Source organism: Corynebacterium falsenii, assembly GCF_020099275.1.
GTDB classification, from domain to species: Bacteria; Actinomycetota; Actinomycetes; order Mycobacteriales; family Mycobacteriaceae; genus Corynebacterium; species Corynebacterium falsenii.
In genome coordinates, this window is record NZ_CP083646.1 from 1,036,685 (window position 1) to 1,060,252 (window position 23,568).

The 23,568-nt window shown below is 64.6% G+C and carries 16 protein-coding genes and 1 tRNA gene; 5 read left to right on the plus strand and 12 right to left on the minus strand.

The window, feature by feature from the left end; translation table 11 throughout:
* Nucleotides 1-94 precede the first annotated feature (94 nt).
* The 8 genes from LA343_RS04585 to LA343_RS04620 form a co-directional block, all read right to left on the minus strand.
* Nucleotides 95-337, minus strand: a complete 243-nt coding sequence (locus LA343_RS04585; protein WP_025402179.1) for a hypothetical protein — start codon at nt 335-337, stop codon at nt 95-97.
* Between the two features lie 277 nt (nt 338-614).
* Nucleotides 615-687, minus strand: a tRNA-Arg gene (locus LA343_RS04590).
* A gap of 76 nt (nt 688-763) precedes the next feature.
* The gene (locus LA343_RS04595) at nt 764-2,002 is read right to left on the minus strand and encodes a cation:proton antiporter (RefSeq protein WP_025402180.1); all 1,239 of its coding nucleotides are present in this window, start codon (nt 2,000-2,002) and stop codon (nt 764-766) included.
* Between the two features lie 109 nt (nt 2,003-2,111).
* Nucleotides 2,112-3,728 (minus strand): solute symporter family protein, encoded by a 1,617-nt coding sequence (locus tag LA343_RS04600; RefSeq protein WP_025402181.1) that lies wholly within the window; start codon nt 3,726-3,728, stop codon nt 2,112-2,114.
* A gap of 12 nt (nt 3,729-3,740) precedes the next feature.
* On the minus strand, nt 3,741-4,127 hold the full coding sequence (locus LA343_RS04605) for a DUF485 domain-containing protein (RefSeq protein ID WP_025402182.1): 387 nt from the start codon (nt 4,125-4,127) through the stop codon (nt 3,741-3,743).
* A gap of 320 nt (nt 4,128-4,447) precedes the next feature.
* Entirely contained in the window at nt 4,448-5,128 is a 681-nt protein-coding gene (locus tag LA343_RS04610; protein ID WP_025402183.1) for a dihydrofolate reductase, read from the minus strand.
* A complete protein-coding gene (locus LA343_RS04615) occupies nt 5,129-5,923 on the minus strand; it encodes a thymidylate synthase (protein WP_025402184.1) in 795 nt (264 codons plus the stop codon). It abuts the gene before it with no gap.
* A 121-nt stretch (nt 5,924-6,044) separates the two neighbouring features.
* Nucleotides 6,045-6,803 (minus strand): 3'(2'),5'-bisphosphate nucleotidase CysQ, encoded by a 759-nt coding sequence (locus LA343_RS04620; RefSeq protein WP_025402185.1) that lies wholly within the window; start codon nt 6,801-6,803, stop codon nt 6,045-6,047.
* Between the two features lie 34 nt (nt 6,804-6,837).
* Between LA343_RS04620 and LA343_RS04625 the strand changes: the two genes are divergently transcribed.
* Nucleotides 6,838-11,547, plus strand: coding sequence for a DEAD/DEAH box helicase (locus tag LA343_RS04625; protein WP_025402186.1), 4,710 nt, complete (start codon nt 6,838-6,840; stop codon nt 11,545-11,547).
* Nucleotides 11,548-11,569: 22 nt separating this feature from the next.
* Nucleotides 11,570-12,430, plus strand: a complete 861-nt coding sequence (locus LA343_RS04630) for a DNA-formamidopyrimidine glycosylase family protein (protein ID WP_025402187.1) — start codon at nt 11,570-11,572, stop codon at nt 12,428-12,430.
* Here LA343_RS04630 and pgi read toward each other — a convergent pair.
* On the minus strand, nt 12,396-14,102 hold the full coding sequence (pgi, locus tag LA343_RS04635; protein ID WP_396021872.1) for a glucose-6-phosphate isomerase: 1,707 nt from the start codon (nt 14,100-14,102) through the stop codon (nt 12,396-12,398). The genes LA343_RS04630 and pgi overlap by 35 nt on opposite strands.
* 98 nt (nt 14,103-14,200) lie before the next feature.
* On the opposite strand from pgi, the gene LA343_RS04640 reads away from it, so the two are divergent.
* On the plus strand, nt 14,201-15,706 hold the full coding sequence (locus tag LA343_RS04640) for an NAD-dependent succinate-semialdehyde dehydrogenase (protein ID WP_025402189.1): 1,506 nt from the start codon (nt 14,201-14,203) through the stop codon (nt 15,704-15,706).
* Between the two features lie 25 nt (nt 15,707-15,731).
* On the opposite strand, the gene hisN is transcribed toward LA343_RS04640, so the two are convergent.
* Nucleotides 15,732-16,565 (minus strand): histidinol-phosphatase, encoded by an 834-nt coding sequence (gene hisN, locus LA343_RS04645; protein ID WP_025402190.1) that lies wholly within the window; start codon nt 16,563-16,565, stop codon nt 15,732-15,734.
* 188 nt (nt 16,566-16,753) lie between these two features.
* Between hisN and LA343_RS04650 the strand changes: the two genes are divergently transcribed.
* A complete protein-coding gene (locus LA343_RS04650; RefSeq protein ID WP_025402191.1) occupies nt 16,754-17,944 on the plus strand; it encodes an HNH endonuclease signature motif containing protein in 1,191 nt (396 codons plus the stop codon).
* Nucleotides 17,945-17,956: 12 nt separating this feature from the next.
* On the opposite strand, the gene LA343_RS04655 is transcribed toward LA343_RS04650, so the two are convergent.
* Nucleotides 17,957-18,808 carry an inositol monophosphatase family protein gene (locus LA343_RS04655; RefSeq protein ID WP_025402192.1) on the minus strand — a complete coding sequence of 284 codons (852 nt, stop codon included), beginning with the start codon at nt 18,806-18,808 and terminating at the stop codon, nt 17,957-17,959.
* Nucleotides 18,809-18,847: 39 nt separating this feature from the next.
* On the opposite strand from LA343_RS04655, the gene prfB reads away from it, so the two are divergent.
* Nucleotides 18,848-19,978 carry a peptide chain release factor 2 gene (gene prfB / locus LA343_RS04660; RefSeq protein ID WP_025402193.1) on the plus strand — a complete coding sequence of 377 codons (1,131 nt, stop codon included), beginning with the start codon at nt 18,848-18,850 and terminating at the stop codon, nt 19,976-19,978.
* Nucleotides 19,979-20,029: 51 nt separating this feature from the next.
* Here prfB and LA343_RS04665 read toward each other — a convergent pair whose 3' ends face one another.
* Nucleotides 20,030-23,527: a bifunctional proline dehydrogenase/L-glutamate gamma-semialdehyde dehydrogenase gene (locus LA343_RS04665; RefSeq protein WP_025402194.1), complete on the minus strand. Its 3,498-nt coding sequence runs from the start codon at nt 23,525-23,527 to the stop codon at nt 20,030-20,032.
* Between the last annotated feature and the right edge of the window lie 41 nt (nt 23,528-23,568).

Here is a 23,568-nt window from a genome sequence, read left to right on the forward strand (position 1 = left end):
TGGCATGCGAAACGCCCCCAGGGAACTCGGGGAGAGTCCTTGGGGGCGTTGAGGTGCTCTAGCTGCGAGAGGCTAGAGCCGGTGGCTGCTAGCCTTACTGACCGGTGCCAACACCGTTCAGGAAGTTGGAAGAGCCCAGGTTGGCGTCACCGAAGGTGGAGCCCAGGCCGTTGCCGAAGTTGGAGGAGCCCAGGTTGGCATCACCGAAGGTGACGTTCTCCGGAGCGGTGATGTTCACCGGGGGAAGGGTAACGCTCGGCAGGCCGCCCTGGATCTGCAGGAGCAGGTCCTTGATGGGAGCGCCGACGATTTCCTGGATCTGGAGGAGGATGTTCATGAATTCCGTTCCTTGAGTAGAGCTTTTGGGATTGAACGTGGGGGGTGTCAACGGCGAGTGAGCGGTGTTTTTGTTGACGTGCTGAATGCTATTCGGGGTTCTCTCAGGGCGCAATGGGCAATCCTCCGATCGCAATCCAAGCGAGTTACCAGGAGATGTACAGCAAGTTAACGCGCCCCCGCTATCTGCACTTTCGCGCGTAACGAAAACGTTACGTGACCTACGTCACATACCCCCATTTGGTGTAGAAATGGATTCGCCGTTATCCATAAAAAAGTGCCCCAGAGAGGAATCGAACCTCCGACACCGGCTTTAGGAGAGCCGTGCTCTATCCACTGAGCTACTAGGGCTTCGCACGCTGCGGCTCGCTGGGTAGCCAGCATGTGCAACGTCAATACTCTAGCACCTGTGCTGGCCAGCCTAAATCTACAGGTGCCTCGTCTCCTTCGGCTGAAGCGCAGCCGCCAGCAAGGGGAAGATGAGCACCGTTGCTGCACCACCCGCTACCAGGATGGACGCGGTCTGCTGCTGCAAGATTCCTGCCGTCGTCGCCACATCCGTGACGGCCACGATGATCGGCAAGCCCGTGGCCGAATACAGGCCGAGCTGGAGCTTCTCCCGGGTGTCCTTGATGCCCGAACCAGTGTCTCGGATCATCTCGTGGAGGAAGACCGGCAGGCCACGAGCCACGAGAATCACGCCGACCACGACCAACACCATCCACGGTTCTTCGGCCACGTCGTTCACGCTGATCGTCATGCCGGAGCAGATGAAGAAGATCGGGATGAGAAGGCCGTAGCCCACCACGTCCAGGCGCTTTTCCACCCGCGGGCGCGAATCGTCTGCCACCAGAGCCCGCAGGATAATGCCGGCCGCGAACGCACCCAAAACAACATCCAGCTGGAAGACCGCGGCCACGGACATAAGCACCAGCAGCAGGAGGATCACGAGCCGCACCACCGTCTGGTTCGTCGCCGAGGCACCGTCAATGAACGCGCGGCCGACCCACGGTACGATCTTCGCCACGGTTCGCGGAACGAAGGCGACCAGCAACGCAATGGAGAAGAACAGGATGATGACGATCAGCGTCAGACCGGTCGACCGGGCGGACAGCAGGATGGCGATGGTCATGATCGGCAACAGCTCGCCCACCGCACCGTGAACCATTACGCCGTTCTTGATGCGCTCGGGCAGTTCTTCGGTCGATTTGAGGATCGGCATCAGCGTGCCCAGCGCGGTGGAGGTCACGGCAATCGCGAGCACTGCCGCCGTCATGGTTGTCACGTTGAGAACCACGGCACCAACCGCAAACGCGGTGAGCAGGCAGATCACCCACGTGGCAATGGCGTTGCGGCCCTGCTTTTCCGCCAACGTTTTGACGTCGAGCTCAAAGCCCGCCAGCAGGAACAACATTCCCAGCCCCAGCTCGCGGAGGATCTGAATGTCGCCTTCCATGTCCGCAAAGTCCAGCACGTCCGGGCCGATGACAACCCCCAGAATGAGCATGAGCACCACGGCGGGGATGCGCTTGCCCGTCATGTAGGACAGCAACGGTGAGAGGAGAGCTGCCGCCATAATCGCGGTGAGCGAGACAATTGTGTGCGTGTTGTCGGTGGTTCCGGCAGCAAACAGAAGGGGATCAGAAAACGGCGACGTCAGCGGCATGGGGGATAGCTTACTTGCTCGTGCACGCAGCAAAAATCCCAGCGACGGCGAACATCGCTGGGATTACGGGGAACCTCACGGTCCCAGACGCTACATGAGGCTTAGCGTCTTAGTGGTCGACCGGAGCCTCCACACCCACACCGGTGAGCGAGCGGACTTCCATTTCTGCCTGGAGATCGTCTAGGTTGTCGGGCTTGCCCACGAGGGTGCCCACGATACCGGCCAGGAATCCGAGCGGGATGGACACGAGCGCCGGGTTGGACAGCGGGAAGATCGCGAAGTCTACATTCGGCAGCACCGAGGTCTCGGAACCGGACATGGCCGGGGACAGGATGATGAGGATCAGGGCGGAGAGAAGGCCCGTCCACAGGGAGGCCACTGCGCCGGTGGTGTTGAACCGCTTCCAGTACAGGGAGTACAGGATGGTCGGCACGTTCGCGGATGCTGCGATACAGAACGCCAGGGACACGAGGAAGGCGACGTTCTGGTTCATCGCGCCGATACCCAGCAGGATGGATGCCACGCCGATCACGACCACCGTGATGCGGGAGACACGCACCTGCTCCTCCTCGGTGGCCTGACCGTTGCGGATCACCGAGTTGTAGAGGTCGTGGGCGAGCGACGCCGAAGCGGTGATCGCCAGACCTGCCACCACGGCAAGCACGGTGGCGAACGCCACAGCGGAAATCAGGGCCATGAAGATCGGGCCGGCCAGCTCCAGTGCAAGCAGGGGAGCGGCCGAGTTGGCTCCGCCGGGAGCACCCTTGATGCGCTCCGGGCCAACGAAGGCGGCGGCGCCGAAGCCCAGGAACAGGGTCAGCAGGTAGAAGCCACCGATGAGGACGATGGCCCAGGTCACGGACTTGCGGGCCTCGCGGGCGGTCGGAACCGTGTAGAAGCGCATGAGCACGTGGGGCAGGCCAGCCACGCCGAGGGCCAGCGACAGGCCGAGGGCGATGAAGTCCAACTTCGAGGTTTCCGTCTTGCCGTACTTCATGCCGGGGTCGAGGATGGCACGGTTTCCGCCGTGGGCGTCCACAGCCTGCTGCAGCAGGTCGGAGAAGTTGCCCTTGACCATCCAGAAAATGATGACCGTCATGATGATCACGCCACCGCACAGCAGCACGGCCTTGATCATCTGCACGTAGGTGGTGCCCTTCATGCCGCCGATGAGCACGTAGGCGATCATGACCAAGCCAACCACGGCCACAACCAACGCCTGGCCGGCCTTGCCGTGGATGTTCAGCAGCACGGAGACCAGCGCGCCGGCGCCAGCCATTTGGGCGACCAGGTAAAACAGGGACACGAACAGGGTGGCGAAGGCGGCAGCCACGCGCACGGGGCGCTGGCGCAGGCGGAAGCTCAGCACGTCGGCCATGGTGAACTTACCAGTGTTACGCAGTGGCTCAGCCACGAGCAGTAGGGCGATCAGCCAGGCCACGAAGAAGCCGATGGAGTAAAGGAAGCCATCGTAACCGTTGAGGGCGATGGCGCCCACGATGCCCAGGAAGGATGCCGCGGAGAGGTAGTCACCGGCGATAGCCAGGCCGTTCTGGCGGCCAGAGAACGATGCGCCGCCGGTGTAGAAGTCGGTGGCGGACTTCTGTGGCTTGCGGCTCACGCGCGTCACCACGTACATGGTGATCGCAATGAAGGCCACGAACACGGAGATGTTAAGGATGGGGTTTCCGGCAGAGCTTTCCGCCGCGAGAGTAAACGTTGTCATCAGGTCAGCTCCTTAGGCCTGGTGAGGATGATCGGGCGATGCGACGGGGTGCTCCGGCGTGCCCTCGAGGGACTCGCGGATGGCGCGTGCGCGCGGTTCCAGTTCCTTGTTGGCGTACTTCACGTATGCCCAGGTGATGAGGAAGGTCGTCACGAACTGGAGGAAGCCCATGAGGATGCCGACGTTGATGTTCCCCCACAGCTGGATGGACATGAAGGACGGCCAGTACATCGCGATGAGAACGTAGACCACGAACCAGACGATGAACAGGATGGTCAGTGGGAAGGTGAACCCGCGCTGCTTGGAGCGGAGTTCCTGGAATTCCGGGCTACGCTGGGCTGCTATGAACTCTTCCGCGGTGGGTGTGTGCCGCTGGAAGGGAGGGGTGGACTGAGTCAACGGTCTTTCCCTTTCTTGGAAACATCGAAAACGGTGATCGCAGTCACAAGCGTGAGCGATTGCGACTTAAACTACAGTTCAGATCGTGTCATTTCCAAAGAAAAATGATTTTGTTGAACATAGCGGGGGTTGCGGGTGGGGATGCGCGGGTATGCGAAAGGCCCCCAGCTGCATTTATGCGCTAAATGCAGCAGGGGGCTAGGGGGTAATGCTCACAGCGGTACAGCGCCGAACACTGCCGAACGTTCGGCTACCGCACGAGCGAAGTGATTATGTATTTATCCGGCTGGGCTGTCTGGGTGCGCGCTACTCAGAGCGGTCTACTTCTCGTTCTTCTTGTTCCGCCGCCACGTGCACATCCGGAACCGCAGATCACCCTTGCCATCCACCGTGTGACCCTTTTCGGACGTCTTCCACTCAGTGGCGTCGAGCTCGAACTCGTCCTCATCGACCTCGGGGGCGTACACCTCGAAGCGCTCCGGGGCGGTCATGTCGATCTCCGTGATCTCCACCCTGTCGGCAACATCCATGCACTGGGCGTAGATCTGGCCACCACCAAGCACCCACACGGTCGGCGTAAGTTCGGGTTTCATCGCCCGCACCTGCTGAATATGGGCGGCTGCCTCCGCAATGGCGTCGGGAATAGAACCAACCACCCGGCCACCGGGCGCATCAAAATCCTCGTTGCGCGTGATGACGAAGTTCTCCCGTCCCGGAAGCGGGCGGAAAGCCGGCTCCAACGCTTCCCACGAGGTGCGGCCCATGATGACGGGGTAGCCCACGGTGGCGTCCTTGAAGTGCTGCAGATCCTCCGGCAAATACCAGGGCATGTCCTTGCCGTCGCCGATGATGCCGTCTGTGGTCTGCGCCCAGATCATCGCGATCTCAATCTCCGCGGGATCCACGCCCTTGGTGCGCAGGGCGGAGTCGACGGCCTCGCGGGTGGTCTCGGGGTAATCGCCCTTGCTAAAGCCGGTGGGGCGGGGGGTGGAAGCACTCATTTACACAGCAACCTTTGCTTTGATCACGGGGTGGGGGTCATACCCCTCGAACTCGATATCGGAGAAGTCATAGCTGAACATGTCCGCGGCCTTGCGCAAACGCAGCTGCGGGTACGGACGCGGATCGCGGGAGAGCTGCAGGCGCACCTGATCGCGGTGGTTGTCGTAGATATGGCAATCTCCGCCGGTCCACACGAACTCGCCGACCTCCAAGCCCGCCTGTTGGGCGAACATGTGCGTGAGCAGCGAATAGCTGGCGATATTGAACGGCACGCCCAGGAACATGTCCGCGCTGCGCTGATACAGCTGGCAGCTCAGCTTGCCATCGGCCACGTAGAGCTGGAACAACAAGTGGCAGGGCGGCAGCGCCATATTGTCCAGCTCGGAGACGTTCCACGCGCTCACGATGTTGCGGCGCGAATTGGGGTTGTTTTTCAAGGTATCCAGGGCCGCCTGGATCTGGTCGATGTGCTCGCCGTTGGGGGTGGGCCAGCTGCGCCACTGCACGCCGTAGACGGGGCCAAGATCCCCGTTCTCATCGGCCCACTCGTTCCAGATGCGGATGCCGTGCTCCTGCAGCCACCGCACGTTGGAATCGCCGCGCAGGAACCACAGCAGCTCGCCCACAACCGACTTGATGTGCACCGATTTCGTGGTGATCAGCGGGAAGGATTCGCTGAGGTCGAAGCGGATTTGTCGGGCGAACAGGCTGGTGGTGCCGGTGCCGGTGCGGTCGCCCTTGTGGGTGCCGTGGTCCATGATCTCGGCCAGCAGGTCCTCGTAGGGGGTGTGCACGAAGCGGTCCTTTTCTCGGGTCAGGTCGGGTCAGGTCTGGTCAGGTCTGGTCAGGTTGGGCCAGATAGGAAACAGTGACTGGGGTACCGGGTGAGGTACGTGCACCAGACTAAACCCCAACCTAGAACTTCCCGAACTTGTCCTTATAGCGCTGCGCCGATTCCAGCAACTTCTCGGCAATGTCCGGCCGGCTCACCAGCAGGTCGGGCAGGTACGTGTCATCCTGGTTGTACTCAAACTCGGTGCCGTCCAGGCGCGTGGCGTGCAGCCCCGCTGCCTGCGCGATGCCGATCGGGGCGGCGTTGTCCCACTCGTACTGACCGCCGCAGTGCACGTAGGCATCGTTATCGCCCAGCACCACGGATACGACCTTCGCACCGCACGAGCCCATCATGATCAGCTCCATGCCCAGATCCTCGGCGATGAACTCCGCCACCGGCACCTCCGAGTTGCGGCTGATGACCAAGCGGTTAGTCTTCGGCCCGTCGACGCGGCGCACGTCGGAGGTGGAGAACACCATGCCGAGATCCGGCATCCCCACGGCCGAGTGGGTGATCACGCCGTCTTCCGCCAGCGCGATGTGCACGGCCCAGTCTTGGCGGCCACCGGCGAATTCACGGGTGCCGTCCAGCGGGTCGATGATCCACACGCGATTGTTGTTCAACCGGGTGCGGTCATCGGGGGCTTCCTCAGAAAGCACCGAGTCGTTGGGGCGGTGCACGGCCAAGCAACGCGCGATCCAGTCCTGCGCGGCGGCGTCGCCCGCTTTGCCCAGCTCCTCGCCGCGCAGAAGGCCGACGTTGCGCACGCCCTTGAGGATCTCCCCGGTCCCCTGAGCGAGTCGCTTGGCCAGGGTTGCATCATTTACTTCAGCCGTCATGGCACTTACTTTAGCGGTCTGTTTGAATGGTCACATGCCCGTCGACCCGCTGGATAACTTTTATGCCCCCGTTGCAGCGTGGTTTCGAGATGTTTTCGCCGAACCCACCGTGGTGCAATCCCAGGCGTGGCAGGCGATTTCCAGCGGTGATCACGCCCTCGTCGTGGCGCCGACCGGGTCCGGTAAGACCCTCGCCGCATTCCTGTGGTCACTGTCGCGCCTCACGAGCGCTCCCTTTCTATCCGACCCTGTATCCGACGCCACACCGCAGCCCACCACCAGCCCCACCAAGGTGTTGTACATTTCCCCGCTCAAAGCCCTCGGAGTGGACGTGGACCGCAACTTGGCGGCACCACTGGCGGGGATCGCACGCATGGCGTCCGTGTTGGGGGACCCCGTGGCACCCGTTCGAGTCGGCGTGCGGTCCGGGGACACTCCGGCGTCGGAGCGATCGAAGCTGCTGCGGCACCCACCGGAAATCCTCATCACCACCCCCGAATCCCTGTACCTCATGCTGACCTCGAAGGCGGCGGCGACGCTCAGCGGGGTGGAGACCGTGATCATCGACGAGATCCACGCCGTGGCGGGCACGAAGCGCGGCTCGCACCTGGCACTGAGCCTCGAGCGGCTGGAGATGGTGACGGACAAGCCGGTGCAGCGCATCGGCCTATCAGCCACGGTGAACCCGGTGGATACGGTGGCGAGCTTCCTCGGCGGCGACCGGCCGGTGACCGTGGTGAACCCGGAACAGCCCAAGTCGTGGGACGTCAACGTGGTGTCCGTGGTGGAGGACTTCCAGGACCCGCCCGCGGTCGAGGACGCCGAGATGGCGGAGTATGAGGTGGCGGAGGAAGCCCTAGATGAAGCCCTCGATGAAGCCCTCGCCGGGCCCTCGATGATCGGGGAGGGCGCGCCCATCCCGCAGGAATCGGCACTGCCCCAGCAGAAGAGCGTGTGGCCGCACGTGCAGCGGGCCGTGTACGAGCAGATCATGGCGAACCGTTCGACCTTGGTGTTCGTCAACTCGCGCCGGGCGGCCGAGCGGCTCACCGGCGCCCTCAACGAGCTGTGGGCCAAGGAGCACGACCCGGAGTCGCTGGCCGCGCCCACCCGCCGCGACCCTGCGCAACTCATGGCCCAGTCCGCCGCTGTCACCGGTGCGCCGGCCGTGATCGCGAAGGCGCACCACGGGTCGGTCTCCAAGGACGAGCGCGCGGACATCGAGGCCGAGCTGAAGGCCGGGCAGCTCAAGTGCGTGGTTGCCACGAGCTCACTGGAGCTCGGCATCGACATGGGACTGGTGGATCACGTGGTGCAGGTCGGGGCTCCGCCGTCCGTGGCCTCGGCCGTGCAGCGCTGCGGCCGCGCCGGGCACGCGGTGGGCGCGACCAGTCATGCCACGATCTACCCGCTGCACAAGCAGGATGCGGAAACGGCGACCGTGGTGGTGGACCGGCTGCTCAAGGGCCAGCTGGAGCCGCTGCATGTGGTTCGCAATGCCCTCGACGTGCTCGCGCAGCAGACCGTCGCCGCCGCGGTGCAGGCCGATCAGCGCGCCGAGAAGCTGGACATCGAACAGTGGTGGAACCAGGTCCGCCGCGCGCACCCGTTCGCCGCGCTGCCGCGCGAGGCCTTCGACGGGGTCATCGAGCTCATCAGCGGCCACTATCCCTCCACGGATTTCGCGGACCTGAAGCCCCGCGCGATCTACAACCCGGCTGAGGGGACGCTCGAGGCTCGGCCCGGCGCGCAGCGGGTGGCCGTGACCAGCGGCGGAACCATCCCGGACCGCGGCATGTTCGGGGTGTTCCTCGCCGCCGGGGAGGAGACCGGAGCGCGGCGCGTCGGCGAGCTGGACGAGGAAATGGTGTACGAATCGCGCGTCGGCGACATCTTCACCCTCGGTGCGAGCAGCTGGCGCATCCTGGAAATCAACCGCGACCAGGTCATCGTTGCCCCCGCAGCCGGCCATACCGGGCGGTTGCCGTTTTGGGTGGGCGACGCCGAAGGCCGCCCCGTCGAACTCGGGGAGGCCATCGGGTCGCACCGCCGCAACTGGGGCAGCGGGACACTGGAGGACCTGCGGGGCGCAGGGTTCATCGACACCTTCACGCGCAGCAACCTCGATGCGTTTTACCGGGCCCAGAAGGAGGAAGCCGGGATCATTCCGGACGAGCGCACCATCCTCATCGAGCGCTTCAAGGATGAAATCGGGGACTGGCGCGTGGTGGTGCACACGCCGTTCGGCCGGGGAGTCAACGCCCCGTGGGCGCTGGCGCTGTCCGCCCAGCTGCAGCGGGACACGGGCATCGACTCCATGGCCGTGGCCGGCGACGACGGCATGGTGCTGCGCTTGCCCTACTCCGAGGACCCACCCGGCGTGGAGTTGTTGTTAGGGGAGGAGACCGGTCAGCAACGCGCCGATGCCGCCCTGGCGGACGTGATGGACTCCGTGGGGTCCAGCGCGCTGTTCGCCGCGCGGTTCCGGGAGTGCGCGGCCCGTGCACTGCTGTTGCCCCGGCGGAACCCGGGCAAGCGCCAGCCACTGTGGCAACAGCGCCAACGCGCGGCCCAGCTGCTCGACGTGGCGCGTAACCACCCGCAGTTCCCCGTGATGGTGGAGACCATGCGCGAGTGCATCCACGACGTCTACGATCTCGACGCGTTGCAGACCCTGCTGCGTCACCTCGGCGGGCGCGGCGGCGGCGACGCAGTGCGCGTGGCCGAAGTGACCACCGATGCGCCCAGTGCCTTCGCCGAATCGCTGCTGTTCACCTACACCAGCGCCTTCATGTACGAGGGGGACTCCGCAGAGCGGGCCGCCGCGCTCGCCGTGGACCCAGCGCTGCTCGCCAAGGTGCTCGGCAAGAGCGGCGAGGGGTTGGTGCTGGACCCGAAGGTCATCGAGTCCGTGGTGGCGACTGCCCAGTGGCTCGCCGAGGGCAGGCAGGCCACCACCGTGGAGCAGGCCGTGGACATGCTGCGCGCCCTCGGTCCACTGACCCCAGACGACATTGCGCTGCGCCTGGCGCCGACGGTGACCACCGACGACCTCCGGGAGCTCATCCCGCAGCGCATCGCCGAGGTGAACTTCGGCGGCGCGACCAAGCTGGCCGTCGTGGAGGATGTCCCTCTGCTGCGCGACGGGTTGGGCGTGCCTGTTCCCCACGGCGTGGCCGCGCCGGTCACCGTCATCGCCGACGCCACCGACCAGCTTCTCCTCAGGTGGATGCGCAACCGCGGACCCGTGGAGGCCAAGGAGGTGGCCGCCGAGTTTGGCATGGGCATCTCCACCGCTACGGCCCTGCTGGAGCGCTGGGTGGCCGACCGTCGACTCGAGTCCGGCTCGTTTACCAGCGACGCCACCCAGTTCGTGGACGTCGGCATGCTGCGCCGACTCCGGTCAGCGACCCTTGCCGCCGCCCGCGGAGCCTTGGAACCCGTCAGCCAGCAGACCTACGCGCAATTCGTGGGCGAGTGGCACGGCCTCGGAGCCATGGACCGCGCCGACCTACCGAGCGTGCTGGAGCAACTGGCGGGCGTGGCGATGCCCGCCAGCGCCTGGGAGACGGTGGTGCTGCCCACCCGCATCCCCGACTACCAGCCCGCCGACCTCGACGAGCTACTGAGCTCCGGGCAGGTGCTCGCCATCGGCGGCGGGCAGGCGGGCAGCAACGACACGTGGATCTCCCTGGTACCGGCGGACCTTGCAGTACTGGTGGATACCGAGCCCGCGCCGGTGGGAATGGTGGCCACCCAGCTGCTTGAGCAGCTCCGCGCCGGGGGAGCGTTCCTGGCCTCCGAGCTGACCAGCGCCACCGGGGCCGGCCACGCCGAGGTGGACGCGGCCATCTGGGAACTCTTCGACGCCGGCCTGGCCTGCCCCGACTCCTTCGCCCCGATCCGCGCCCGCCTCGCCGACGCGGGCAGCACCGGCAAGTCTGCGCACCGGGCGCCGCGCAGGGATCGCGGACGCGGCAGCAGCCGACGGGTGCGCATGGGCCGCAGCGGATTCGCCCGCGCCAATCGCATGGCGATGAACGCGCATTCCTCCGTGCCCGGGAGGTGGAGCTCGCCGATGAGTAGCGACCCGGAGGCCCCCGACACCACCGAACTGGCCATGCTCCGCGGAGAATCGTGGATCGAACGCTACGGCGTGGTGACTCGCGGATCCATCATGGCGGAGAAATCCAGCGGCGGATTCGCCGAGGCCTACCGCAACCTCTCCGCGTGGGAAGACTCAGGCGTGGTGCTGCGCGGCTACATCGTGGAGGGGCTCGGCGGCGCGCAATTCGCCCCGCGGGACGTCATCGACCAGCTCCGCCGCATGGACGAGAACGCCGCCGACGTAGCAGATTTCCACCTGCTCGCGGCCGTGGACCCCGCCAATCCCTTCGGCGCAGCGCTGCCCTGGCCGGACCCCGTGGACGGAGCCACCGCACCCACGCGCGCCGCCGGGGCGCTGGTGATCCTCCAACGCGGCCGGGTGGTGGCCTACCTGACCAGAGGCGGCAAGAACATCACCGTGTTCCCCCGCCCCAGCTTCACCGACGAGCAGGCACACGTGGGATCCACCGAGGTCAGTGAGGTGATGCGGGCTGTTGTGGCGTCGATACGACAAGGCCAGCTCAGCCCGCTGACGGTGGAGAAAATCAACGGCCTGTCCGTCATGGAGACCGATACGCGACCGTGGGTGGCCGAGGGCGCGCGGCTCACGCCCAAGGGGCTGAGCATTCGCGCTTAAACTGGCGCCTAAACTGGGTCGCATGCCAGAAGGAGATTCGGTTCTCAGGTTGTCGAACCGCATGCAATGGATGACCGGGCGCACCGTCACCCGCACCGACGTGCGCGTGCCGCGGTTTGCCACCGTCACACTCGACGGCGCCACGGTCCACAAAGTGTGGCCGTACGGCAAGCACCTATTCATGCACATCGGCGACCAGGTGGTGCACACGCACCTGAAAATGGAGGGGATGTGGGCCATCCACGCCGCCGGGACGCGCTGGCGCAAACCCGCCTACACCGCGCGGATCGTGCTGCGGCTCAGCCCGCAACACCCCGGCGGGCCGGACATCGAGATCGTGGGGCACGAGCTCGGCTTCGTGCGGATTTTCCCCTTCGCCCGCTACCACGACGTCGTGGCGCACCTCGGGCCGGACATTCTCGACCCAGAGTGGGACAACGGCGGCCGTGATGAAGCCATCCGGCGCATCCTCGAGCGGCCCGAGCGCTCCCTCGGGGCGGCGCTGCTGGACCAGAAGAACGTGGCCGGGATCGGCAACGAATACCGCGCCGAGATCATGTTCCTCATCGGCCTGCACCCAGCGGTGCCCGTCGGCGCGGCCGGGGCGGCGACCGTGGCGCAGGCGATCGACCTGTCGCGGAAGGTGATGTGGGAAAACCGACTGGAGCCACATCGCATCTTTACTGGCGATCGCCGGCCCGGGATGAGCGACTACGTGTTTGGCCGCAACGGCAAGGCCTGCCGGAGGTGTGGGGCGGCCATTCACAAGGGGACGCTGGGTGGCGTCGACGCGGGAGGCGACCCCGACCTGGATGCCGGGGAGCTCGAGCGGATTATCTGGTGGTGCCCTAACTGTCAGCCCGGTGCTGACGGTAGAAGCTGATCAGATCATCCGTGGAGGAATCGCCCGTGTCCGCGTGCTCGGAACCAGATACGGAGGGCAGCAGGTCATTAGCCTGCTTCTTGCCCAGCTCAACGCCCCACTGGTCGTAGCTGTTGATGCCCCAGATGACACCCTCCACGAACGCGATGTGCTCGTACAGCGCAATGAGCGCGCCGAGGGTCTTCGGGGTCAGCTTGTCCGCCATGATCGTGGTGGACGGGCGGTTGCCGGGCATGACCTTGTGCGCAACCAGTTCCTCAGCCACGCCTTCCTCGCGCAGCTCCTCGGCGGTCTTACCGAACGCGAGGACCCTGGTTTGGGCGAAGAAGTTGCTCATGAGCATGTCGTGCATGCTGGTCTCGCTATCGGAAGCCACGTTATCCGTGTGGGGATTGACGAAGCCGATGAAATCCGCGGGAATCAGGTGCGTGCCCTGGTGCATGAGCTGGAAGAAAGCGTGCTGGCCGTTGGTGCCGGGCTTGCCCCAGTAGATCTCGCCGGTGGGCATGGTGACCGCGGAGCCGTCGAGGCGGACGGACTTGCCGTTGGACTCCATCATGAGCTGCTGCAGGTAATCGGGGAACTGCTCCAGATCCTCGGAATATGGCAGCACGGCATGGGACTGCGCACCGAGGAAATCGGCGTACCAGACACCCAGCAAACCCATGATGACGGGCACGTTCATCTCAATCGGCTCGGAGCGGAAGTGGTCATCGACCTCGTGGAAGCCCTCGAGGAAGTTCATGAAATCCTGCGAGCCGATGGCGGCCATGAGGGACAAGCCGATCGCGCTGTCCACGGAGTAGCGGCCGCCGACCCAGTCCCAGAAGCCGAACATGTTGGCGGTGTCGATGCCGAACTCGGCGACCTTCTCCTCGTTGGTAGAGACGGCCACGAAGTGCTTGGCGGTGATGTCCTTGACAGCGTCCTCACCCTCGACATCCACGCCTGCATCGGCCAGGGAACGCAGCAGCCAGCGGCGTGCGGCGTGGGCATTCGCCAGAGTCTCCGACGTGGTGAAGGTCTTGGAGGAGATGACAAACAGCGTGGACTCCGGGTCGAGGCCATCGAGGGTGCCCTCAATGTCGGCCGGGTCGATGTTGGAGATGAAGTGTGGCGTGATGCCGGCGGTGAGGTAGGGACGCAGCGCCTGGGATGCCATGGACGGGCCCAAGTCCGAGCCACCAATGCCGATGTTGACCACGTGTTTGATGGTGTGGCCGGTCACGCCCTGCCAGCTACCGGAGCGCAGGGCCTTGGCGAAGTCGCGCATGCGGCCCAGGACCTCGTGGACGTCCGCAGCGATGTCCTGGCCATCGACGGAAAACTCCCGCTCCACGGGGATGCGCAGGGCGGTGTGGAGGACCGCGCGGTCCTCGGTGGTGTTGATGTGCTGGCCGTCGAACATGGCGGCGCGGTAATCCTCGAGCCCCATGGCGCGGCCGAGGTCGCCGAGGAGGCGGAGACCGCGATCATCGATGAGGTTCTTCGACAGGTCTACGTGAAGGGGGCCCACGTTGAAAGTCATGTCGCCCGAACGGCCGGGCTGATTCGCGAACAGTTCCCGCAGGTTGGTTCCGCGGATCTCGGCGACGTACTCGGTGAGCTTCTTCCATTCCCTCGTCTCGGTGGCGGGCTCCGGGTTCACTGGGATGGACACTGGGGTAGACACTGTCTCTCCTTGGTTTGTCGGTGGTTCATATCGGTGGTTCATGTGAGTTTTACTTCCGATATCCCCCACGGTAGTGGAAAACGCGTATTAATGGAGGCATGGCTACAAACGAGATCACTATCGAAGCTGCAGGTTTAACATTCAACGTTCCCAACGGTCTTTTCCTTGGCGGTTCGTGGCGCGAGGGCTCTTCTGGTGAGAAGCTCTCGGTTTTCGACGCCGCTACGGGCAAAACCATCGCCGAGGTCGCGAGCGCGACCGAAGAGGATGCCGCCGAGGCATTGGACATCGCGGCGAAGGTCCAGCCGGAGTGGGGCGCTACCGCTCCGCGTGAGCGTTCCGAGATCCTCCGCAAGTTCTACGAACTCATCATCGAGCACACCGACGAGCTGACTGTGTTGCAGTCGCTGGAGCTGGGCCGCGCAATGCCGGACTCCAAGGGTGAGGTTGCCTACGGTGCCGAGTACTTCCGCTGGTTCTCCGAGCGCGCAGCCGCCATCACCGGCGAGTTCCGCCAGGCACCGGCGGGCAACGGCCGCATCGCCACCACGCACCGCCCGGTGGGCCCAGTGCTGGCGATCACCCCGTGGAACTTCCCGCTGGCCATGGTGGCCCGCAAGCTGGCTCCGGCTCTGGCCGCAGGCTGCACGATGATCGCCAAGCCGGCGCAGCTGACGCCGCTGACGATGCTGTACATGGCAAAGCTCGGCCAGGAAGCAGGCATCCCGGACGGCGTGTTCCAGGTGCTGCCGACCACCTCCGCGAAGCGGATCTCCACGCTGCTGGAGGATGACCGCATCCGCAAGCTGACCTTCACCGGCTCCACGAGCGTGGGCCAGGCGCTGGCAGCGAAGGCGGCCGAGAAGACCATCCGAACCTCCTTGGAGCTCGGCGGCAACGCGCCGTTCGTGGTGCTTAGCCACGCGGATCTGGACAAGTCCGTGGAGCAGGCCGTGGCAGCAAAGATGCGTGGTGCGGGTCAGGTGTGCATCGCGGCCAACCGCTTCATCATCCACGAGGATCTGGCCGATGAGTTCGAGACCAAGATCACCGAGAAGCTCAAGACGTTCGTGATGGGCCCCGGCACCGACGAGAAGACCACGCAGGGCCCGATGGTCAGCGAAGATCAGCGCCAGAAGGTCATCGACCTGGTCAAGCAGGCTGTCGATGGTGGCGCGAAGGTGCTGCTCGGCGGCAACGAGGCGCTGGACAACCTGTCCGAGACCCACCCGGAGCTGGACCCCAATGGTTTCTGGTACCCGGCAACCGTGCTGACCAACGTCACGCCGGACAACCCGATCGCCAACGAGGAGATCTTCGGACCCGTCGTGGCTATCCAGCGCGTCAGCAGCGACGAGGAAGCCCTCAAGGTCGCCAACGACACCCCGTTCGGCCTGGCTGCCTACGTGATGGGCGAGGACATGAAGGCCACCATGCAGTTCGCTGAGAAGATCGAGGCCGGCATGGTGGGCGTGAACCGCGGCGCGATCAGTGACGCGGCTGCACCCTTCGGTGGCGTGAAGCAATCCGGCTTGGGCCGCGAGGGTGGCTTCGAAGGCATCGAGGAGTACCTCGATACCGTGTACCTGGCGCTGGACTTCTAGAGTCGCTCTAGTAGAGCTAGTAGAGCTAGTCCGCGAGGGCGCTGATGGTGTCCTCGTGGAGCAGGCCGTTCGTGGCGACGGCCGAGCCGCCGTGAGGGCCGGGGGTGCCGTCGACGGCGGTGAAAGTGCCGCCGGCTTCCTCAACGATGGGGACGAGCGCAGCTAGGTCCCAGAGGCTGACCTCGGGCTCGGCGGCGATGTCTACGGCCCCTTCGGCGACGAGCATGTAGGACCAGAAGTCGCCGTAACCGCGCAGACGCCACGCGCGATCAGTAAGGTCGAGGAGCTGCTGGCGCTTGCCTGCGTCCGCCCATCCGGACAGTGAGCTGATCGCTACTGAGGAATCCCCGATGGTTTTCACGGACGACACTGCCAACTTCCGGGCCCCGGAGGACGGCACGGGGTGGCCGCCGCGTGTGGGCGTCGTAGTAAAAGAACGCCAAGCACCCATGTCGCGGGCAGCCCACCAGCGGCGGGCGAGGGCAGGGGCGGAGACGACGCCGAGGACGGGGGTGCCATCAACGAGAAGGCTGATGAGGGTGGCCCAGACGGGGACGTCGCGGACGAAGTTTTTCGTGCCGTCGATGGGGTCGATGACCCACTGGCGGCCTTCGAAGATGGCTTCTCCGCCGAATTCCTCGCCGAGGATGGCATCGTCTGGGCGGTGGGCTTGGAGAATGGCGCGGATTTCTTCTTCGACGGCTTTGTCGGCGTCAGAGACGGGGGTGAGGTCGGGCTTTGACTCGACGGTGAGGTCGGAGGCTTCGAAGCGTGCCATCGTGATGGCGTCTGCTGTGTCTGCGAGGGAGAGGGCCAGGGTGAGGTCGTTGGCGTAGGGGGAGGAGGCAGAGTCCGTCATGGGGCTGATGTTAGCAGTGTTGCTTGTGTTATTGGGAGTGAAGTCAGGGGCGCGTGAGATTCGGAACATGGGGCAATGTAGTTTGTTAATCGAACTAAGAATCGAAAAAGTATTGTGTTGGGCGGGTGAGTGTCTCAGTGGTTTGTAAGGTGGATACTGTCAAAAACACGCCTAGGGGAGGGTTTGGCATGACCGACGAATCACCGGACGAGCATGGCCAGTCGGCAGAGGTGCTGCGCCACGCCGTACAGATAGCAAACAAAGCCGATATTGAACTAGCGACACTGTTCGCCGACGACCCGAGCATTTCGCGCATCCATGCATTCCGCAAATCCAGCTGCCGGGACGCCATCGATCTGGCGCACACCGCCGACATTCTCACGCGGATGCCGGAGGTCGCCAGCTACGCGAGGGCCACCGGCACCATCAGCGTTCGGCACGGGGACGCGGTGTGGTCGGTTGCCAACGAATATGCGCACCATCTCGATGAACAGCACATCATGGGGCCACTGAAGTTCGACGCCTACCTGGCGCACCACGTGGTGGATCTCTTTGAGGCCCGGGGTGTGCACTACCCAACGGCGTCGGAGTTAGCGAACCACCTCCGTAAGATTCTCGCGGTGGAGTTTCCTGTGGCGTTTGGCGCCGGGGAGAAGGAAAAAGACTCACGGCAGTCAGCGACGAAATACGACAATTCCTGGCGCCTGACCATGCCGGGGATTCGATCGCAGCGGCTGTGGGAGCTCGTGAACAAGGAAGCGAGGGTGATCGCGGAAACCACGGGGCAGGACCTCTCGGCGGCGCGGATGGACGTGATTGCCGATCGCATTGAAGGGCAGGTTGATGGGCAAGTTCATGGGCAAGTTCATGGTGCAGGCGAGACCGACGCGCATGACGGGATCGCTGACCCCACTGTCCGAACCGTCACCAAGATCCACGTGCACGTGTTCCGCATGGTGCAAGGGCCAGGTTTCATTCCCGGAGTCGGTGTGATCAGCCGCGAGGAGGCCGATCACATGCAATTCCACGCGGACAGCGTGGACGATGCCACTCCTCCGGAACCGAGGGGCGGGTACACGCCCACCGCGCAGCAGAAAGCATTCGTTGCAGGACGTGATGGATGCTGCCGGTTCCCGGGCTGCGACGTGCCCGCCACGCTGTGCGACAAGGACCACATCGAGCCCTACGATCACGACAACCCCGCGGCTGGCGGGCCGACCGATGTCGCAAACCTCCAAAGCCTCTGCCGAACCCACCACAACCTCAAAACCAATAAGTTGTGGCACGCCTCAACATCAGACGGTGGCTACACGATCGCATGGGTCAACACCCATGGCGAAGAGTTCACCACCTACGCGAAAGGAATCCTGCCGAAGTAGAGACCTGCTCCACTAAAGCTCGGAGAGTACCTGCTCCACCTCCGCCACAGCGGAAGGAGCGCCAGCCACGGACCACGTCACCCCAGCGGCATCGACCCGGGTGGCGCGACCGCCCGCGCCTTCCACCAAGGCCCGGCCCGGCAACCAATCCCACGACGCTACCGAGCGCTGCATCCAGCAGCCCATCTCGCCACCGGCCACGCCACCAAGGTCGATGGAGGCTGACCCTAACATCCGCACCGTCGCAAACTCACCAGCGACCGCGACCCACGCTTTGGCCAGGGTGGCGTCGGAAAAATCGGTGGGGTGCAGGTAACCACCCAGGCACGTGTCGGCGCGGGACACATCGGCGACTGTCACGGCGGCACCATCGCGGGTGGTCGGAATGTCCGGTCCGCCGAACCAGGTGTAGCCCATCGCCGGGCGGTGCACGGCGCCGAAGATCAGGCGATCCGGATCATTCGGGTCGCCCTCGACCAGCGCCAACGCAGAGCACCAGTAGTCCGAGCCGGTTGTGAAGTTGTATGTGCCATCCACCGGGTCGATCACCCACGTACGCCCGGAGGAGGATTCGGCGCGGGTGCCTTCCTCGCCGAGCAGGCCATCATCGGGGCGGATAGCGCGTAGTGCGTCGCCGATGAACTTCTCGGCGGCTCGGTCGGCTGCGGTGACAACGTCGCTCACCGAGGTTTTTGTTTCGGTGGTGAGGCCGGATTCGCGCATGCGCCAGGCCAACCGGCCGGCGTTGTACACCAGGGCTTGGGCGAGGTGCTCGTCCCCGTCGTCGACATGCGCCACGATGAACGTCTTAATGATCGCGTTGAGCATGTCTTCGGGAATGGGGGAGTTGTTGAGAGAATCCATGACTCCCATTGTGCATGCTGCCGGGTAGACTTGCGCATTATGCAACCGGAAGTGACCGCAGACCTGAACGACTTGAACGGCACCCTCACCACGATCGAGAAGGTGCTGAATCTAGAAGAGCTTTCCGATCGCGCCCGCGAGCTGGAGGATCAGGCGGCCGATCCGTCGCTCTGGGATGACCCGGATCATGCGCAGCAGGTGACTTCCGAACTATCTCGAGTGCAAAGCAAACTCAAGAAGGTCCGCGGCCTGCGCCAGCGGCTCGACGACATCCCCGTCATGTACGACATGGCCGAAGAAGAGGCCGCCGATGATCCGGAAGCGGCCAAAGATGCCGCGTCCATGGCCGATGACGAGCGCTCCGAACTGCGCAAGGAAATCGAGTCCTTGGAAGTCACCACCATGCTCTCCGGGGAGTACGACCAGCGTGAAGCCGTGGTAAACATCCGCTCCGCCGCCGGTGGCGTGGATGCCGCCGACTGGGCGGAAATGCTCATGCGCATGTACATCCGCTGGGCGGAAAAGCGCGGCCAGAAGGTCGAGGTCTACGACATTTCCTACGCCGAAGAAGCTGGCATCAAGTCTGCTACCTTCGTGGTGCACGGCGAGTACATGTATGGCGAACTGTCGGTAGAGCAGGGCACGCACCGCCTCGTACGTATTAGTCCCTTCGACAACCAGAATCGCCGCCAGACGTCCTTCGCGGAGGTCGAGATCCTGCCCGTCGTGGAGCAGACCGACCACATCGATGTCGATGAGAACGAGGTGCGCGTGGATGTGTACCGTTCCTCCGGCCCCGGCGGCCAGTCAGTGAACACCACGGACTCCGCCGTGCGCCTCACGCACATCCCCACCGGCATCGTGGTGACCTGCCAGAACGAGAAATCTCAGATCCAGAACAAGGCCTCAGCCATGCGGGTGCTCCAGGCGAAGCTGCTGGAGCGCAAGCGCCAAGAAGAGCGCGCTGAGCTCGATGCCCTCAAGGGCGACGGCTCGAACTCCTGGGGCAACCAGATGCGCTCCTACGTGCTGCATCCCTACCAAATGGTCAAGGATCTCCGCACGAATTACGAGGTCAATGACCCGTCGAAGGTCCTCGATGGGGACCTTGACGGGTTCCTCGAAGCCGGGATCCGCTGGCGCATGGCCCAGCAGCAGGAGTCGGCGTAGCCCCAGCCCCGACTCTCGGCCCCCAACCTCGGCCCAGCGTGCTACTCGCTCCTACGGGGTCAGCCCGTGGATGTAGCCGAACCGGTGTTCAGTGGTGGACACAGCCTGCTCCAGCAGCAGCGGCAGCAGCTCGCGGCGGCCGTCCGGCAGCACATCCTGATCCAGTATCACCGAACCGGATTTCGCGGCCGCCTCGAAGAACTCATCCGGGGTGTCACCCAAACTACGGATGCGCGCCGACTCCGCGGTAGCGATTTCCTCCGCGAAGTCTCGGTCGGAGGACTTGCGCATCTGCTCACCTAGCTCGCCCCATTCGCGGGCGACCTCTGGAGTGGCGGAGATGTCCAGGTCCGTGCCCGTCGCGGCGGAGGCCAGCTTGAGACGCAGCACGTCGCGCGGCTTTGTGTTGGGGTTCACGCGCACGCGCAGCGGCTCCAGCAGCGGCTTGTAGCGGAACACATTGGATTCCACGACCAGCGCGGTCTTGTCATGTTCCACGCCGAATTCGGTGGACATGGCGTAGGCGTCGGATTCCGCGGCCCGGCGCAGCCAGACGTGATCGTCCTTGTCCAGCACGGGCGAGCCCAGGCCACGGATTTCGCGCAGCAGCTGGGTGATGTGCGTGGGCAGGGTGCCGGCGGCGAGTTCGCTGATGTCGCCCTCGGTCCACGTGCCCTGCTGGGCCACGTAGTTCGGCCCGCCGGCCTTCGCGCCGTTGCCGATGGAGGAGTTCTTCCATCCACCGAAGGACTGGCGCTGCACGATAGCACCGGTGATGCCGCGCTCGATGTAGGCGTTGCCCACCTCCACGCGCTCGCGCCAGTAGGCGCTTTCCTCTACGTCGATGGTGTGGATGCCTCCGGTGAGGCCAAACCCGGTGGAGTTTTGCCACTCGATTGCCTCGTCTAAAGTCTCGGCGTGCATGATGCCCGCAACGGGGCCGAAGCATTCGTGGGTGTGGAACCACGATCCGGGCTTGACGTTATCGCGCAGGCCCGGGCTCCAGAGGGTGCCTTCCTCGTTGAGCTTCTCCGGCTTGACCAGCCACTTTTCGCCCTTTTCCAGGGTGGTGAGGCCGCGCATCAGCTTCTCGCCGGGCTCTTCGATCACGCCGTTCATCCACGTGGAGATGTCCGAGCCCGGACCCACCTTGATGGACCGCACGGCGTCGACGAGCTGGTTGATGAACCGCTTGGACGTGCCCATGGATCCCACGGTGATGATCAGCGAGGCCGCGGAGCACTTCTGGCCAGCGTGGCCGAAGGCGGACTTGTACACGTCGGCCACCGCCAGGTCGGGGTCGGCTGATGGCGTCACGATGATGGCGTTCTTGCCGGAGGTCTCGGCGTTGATCACCATCTCGGGCTTCCAGCTGCGGAACAGTTTCGCGGTCTCGGACGCGCCGGTGAGGATCACGGATTCCACGTCTGGGTGGCTGACGAGGCGCTTGCCGGCGTCTGCTTCGTCGGCGTTGACGAGCTGCAGCACGTCCTCGGTGATCCCGGCCTCGCGGAGGATGTCCACGAACACCTCGGCGATGCGTAGCACCTGCGGCGCGGGCTTGATGATCGCGCACGCACCCGCTGCCAGGGAGGCGAAGATGCCGCCCAGCGGGATGGCGATGGGGAAGTTCCACGGCGGGGTGATCACCACGGAGCGGTACGGGGTGAACACGGATCCGCGCACGTGGTCGAGCTGGCGTGCGGACTCGGCGTAGTAGCGCGCGAAGTCGATGGCCTCGGAGACTTCCGGGTCCGTCTCGGCGATGGTCTTGCCGGCGTCGAACACGGCCGCGGAGATCAGCTTCGAGCGGTTGTTGGCCAGCGCGTCGGCGGCCTTGTCCAGCACCTCGGCACGCTCCCAGCCGGTCTTCTTCGACCATTCAGCGGAGGCCTTCAGGCAGCGCTCCACGGCGGCGTCGACGGTATCGGTGTCCGTGACCAGCGGGCTCTTCGGTTCGCCGGGGTCGTTCTTCGGATCGAGGATCTGCCGGGCCCATTCGCGGTTGGCGGGCAGCACGGGGTCGGTGTCCGGCTCGTTGACGAAGTTGCCGGGCAGGCCTTCGGATTGGCAGCCCTTGTTCCCGGCCTCTTCCTCCAAGCGGTTTTGGGTCCGACGCCGCCCCGCGAATGTTTCCCAACGGTCGCGAACGGAGTTCCGGAAGCGCAGCTCCTGGCTCTCCATGGGGGTCATTCCGGACAGGTCATCATCGTCGTCTTCCGGGGTGAACAGGGCGTAGAGGAAGTTCTGGCGGGCGCCGTTTTCCTCGAGGCGGCGCACGAGGTAGCTGATGGCCACGTCGAAGTCTTCCTTCTTCACCACCGGGGTGTAGAGGATCAGCCCGCCGACGACGTCCTTGACTGCCTTGGCTTGGCCGGGCGCCATGCCTTGGAGCATTTCGATGTCGAGCTGGTGTTCCACGTTGCGGGCCACGGACAGTTCGTGGGCGAGCGCGACGTGGTAGAGGTTGTGGCTGGCCACGCCCACGCGGATGTTGTCGGCGTGTTCCTTCTGCAGGATCCAGTCGACGAGGCGGAGGTAGTTGGCGTCGACCTCGGCCTTGGTGAGGTAGGTAGCCTGGGGCCAGTCGTGGACTTCGGAATCCACGCGTTCCATGGAGAGGTTGGCGCCCTTGACGAGGCGCACCTTGATCTTTGCGCCGCCCTTGGCGCGGCGCTGCTTGGCGTACTCGGCGAGGGTCTGCAGGGCCCCGAAGCTGTCGGGCAGGTAGGCCTGAAGCACAATGCCGGCTTCGAGGTCGCGGAATTCTTCCTCGTCCAGCAGTTCCATGAACAGCTTGATGGTGAGGTCGAGGTCCTTGTACTCCTCCATGTCCATGTTGATGAAGGGGTGGGGGTCGCGCTTCATGGCCTCGCGGTAGAGCGGGCGGAGGCGTTCCTTGAGACGCTCGGTGGAGCCTTCGATGTCCCAGTGGTTCAGTTGGCTGACCACGCTGGAGGCCTTGACGGACACGTAGTCCACGCGGGGGTTCTTCAGCAGTTCCACGATGTTGTCGAGGCGCCGCTGTGCCTCGGCTTCGCCGAGTACGGCTTCGCCCAACAGGTTGAGGTTGAGGCGGAAGCCTTCTTCAGCAGACGAGTCGAGGAGTTGGTCGAGGGCCTTCGATTCGGCGTCGAGAACAAGATGGCCCACGGTGGCGCGCAGGTAGTTGCGGGCGATGGGCATGACCACGTTCGGCAGAATGGGCGCGGCGATGGAGCCGGCGGTGACGAGGATGGTGTCCAGCAGACTCATGAATCCGGGCACGGGCGCGGTGCGCTTGAAGGGGTGCGCGATCTTCATGAATTCCTTGGCCGCCACCTTGTTGTCTTCGGGGCGGGCCACGCGGTCGACGAACGCGAAGGTGAACTCCACGCCGTCGGGGTCGTGCACCATGTCGGCGAGCTGCTTGGTGGACTTGGAGGTCTCTTCGACCTCGAGCCATTGCTCGGCGCGGCGGATGGCGGCGGAGACGTTAGCTTCGACGTCTTCGCTGTTCGGCGGTGGGGTGTGGGCCTTGGTGGGGTCGGAGGGGGAGTTGGTGCTCATGTCTTGCTCTTCCTGGAGTTGGGTGGGTGATCAGCTGAGGA

Coding starts and splice junctions, on each gene's coding strand:
- LA343_RS04625 (WP_025402186.1), top strand. CDS start 6,838: ATGCCCGTCGACCCGCTGGATAACTTTTATGCCCCCGTTGCAGCGTGG.
- LA343_RS04610 (WP_025402183.1), bottom strand. CDS start 5,128: ATGAGTGCTTCCACCCCCCGCCCCACCGGCTTTAGCAAGGGCGATTAC.
- LA343_RS04630 (WP_025402187.1), top strand. CDS start 11,570: ATGCCAGAAGGAGATTCGGTTCTCAGGTTGTCGAACCGCATGCAATGG.
- LA343_RS04665 (WP_025402194.1), bottom strand. CDS start 23,527: ATGAGCACCAACTCCCCCTCCGACCCCACCAAGGCCCACACCCCACCG.
- LA343_RS04620 (WP_025402185.1), bottom strand. CDS start 6,803: ATGACGGCTGAAGTAAATGATGCAACCCTGGCCAAGCGACTCGCTCAG.
- prfB (WP_025402193.1), top strand. CDS start 18,848: ATGCAACCGGAAGTGACCGCAGACCTGAACGACTTGAACGGCACCCTC.
- hisN (WP_025402190.1), bottom strand. CDS start 16,565: ATGACGGACTCTGCCTCCTCCCCCTACGCCAACGACCTCACCCTGGCC.
- LA343_RS04585 (WP_025402179.1), bottom strand. CDS start 337: ATGAACATCCTCCTCCAGATCCAGGAAATCGTCGGCGCTCCCATCAAG.
- LA343_RS04640 (WP_025402189.1), top strand. CDS start 14,201: ATGGCTACAAACGAGATCACTATCGAAGCTGCAGGTTTAACATTCAAC.
- LA343_RS04655 (WP_025402192.1), bottom strand. CDS start 18,808: ATGGATTCTCTCAACAACTCCCCCATTCCCGAAGACATGCTCAACGCG.
- LA343_RS04595 (WP_025402180.1), bottom strand. CDS start 2,002: ATGCCGCTGACGTCGCCGTTTTCTGATCCCCTTCTGTTTGCTGCCGGA.
- LA343_RS04600 (WP_025402181.1), bottom strand. CDS start 3,728: ATGACAACGTTTACTCTCGCGGCGGAAAGCTCTGCCGGAAACCCCATC.
- LA343_RS04650 (WP_025402191.1), top strand. CDS start 16,754: ATGACCGACGAATCACCGGACGAGCATGGCCAGTCGGCAGAGGTGCTG.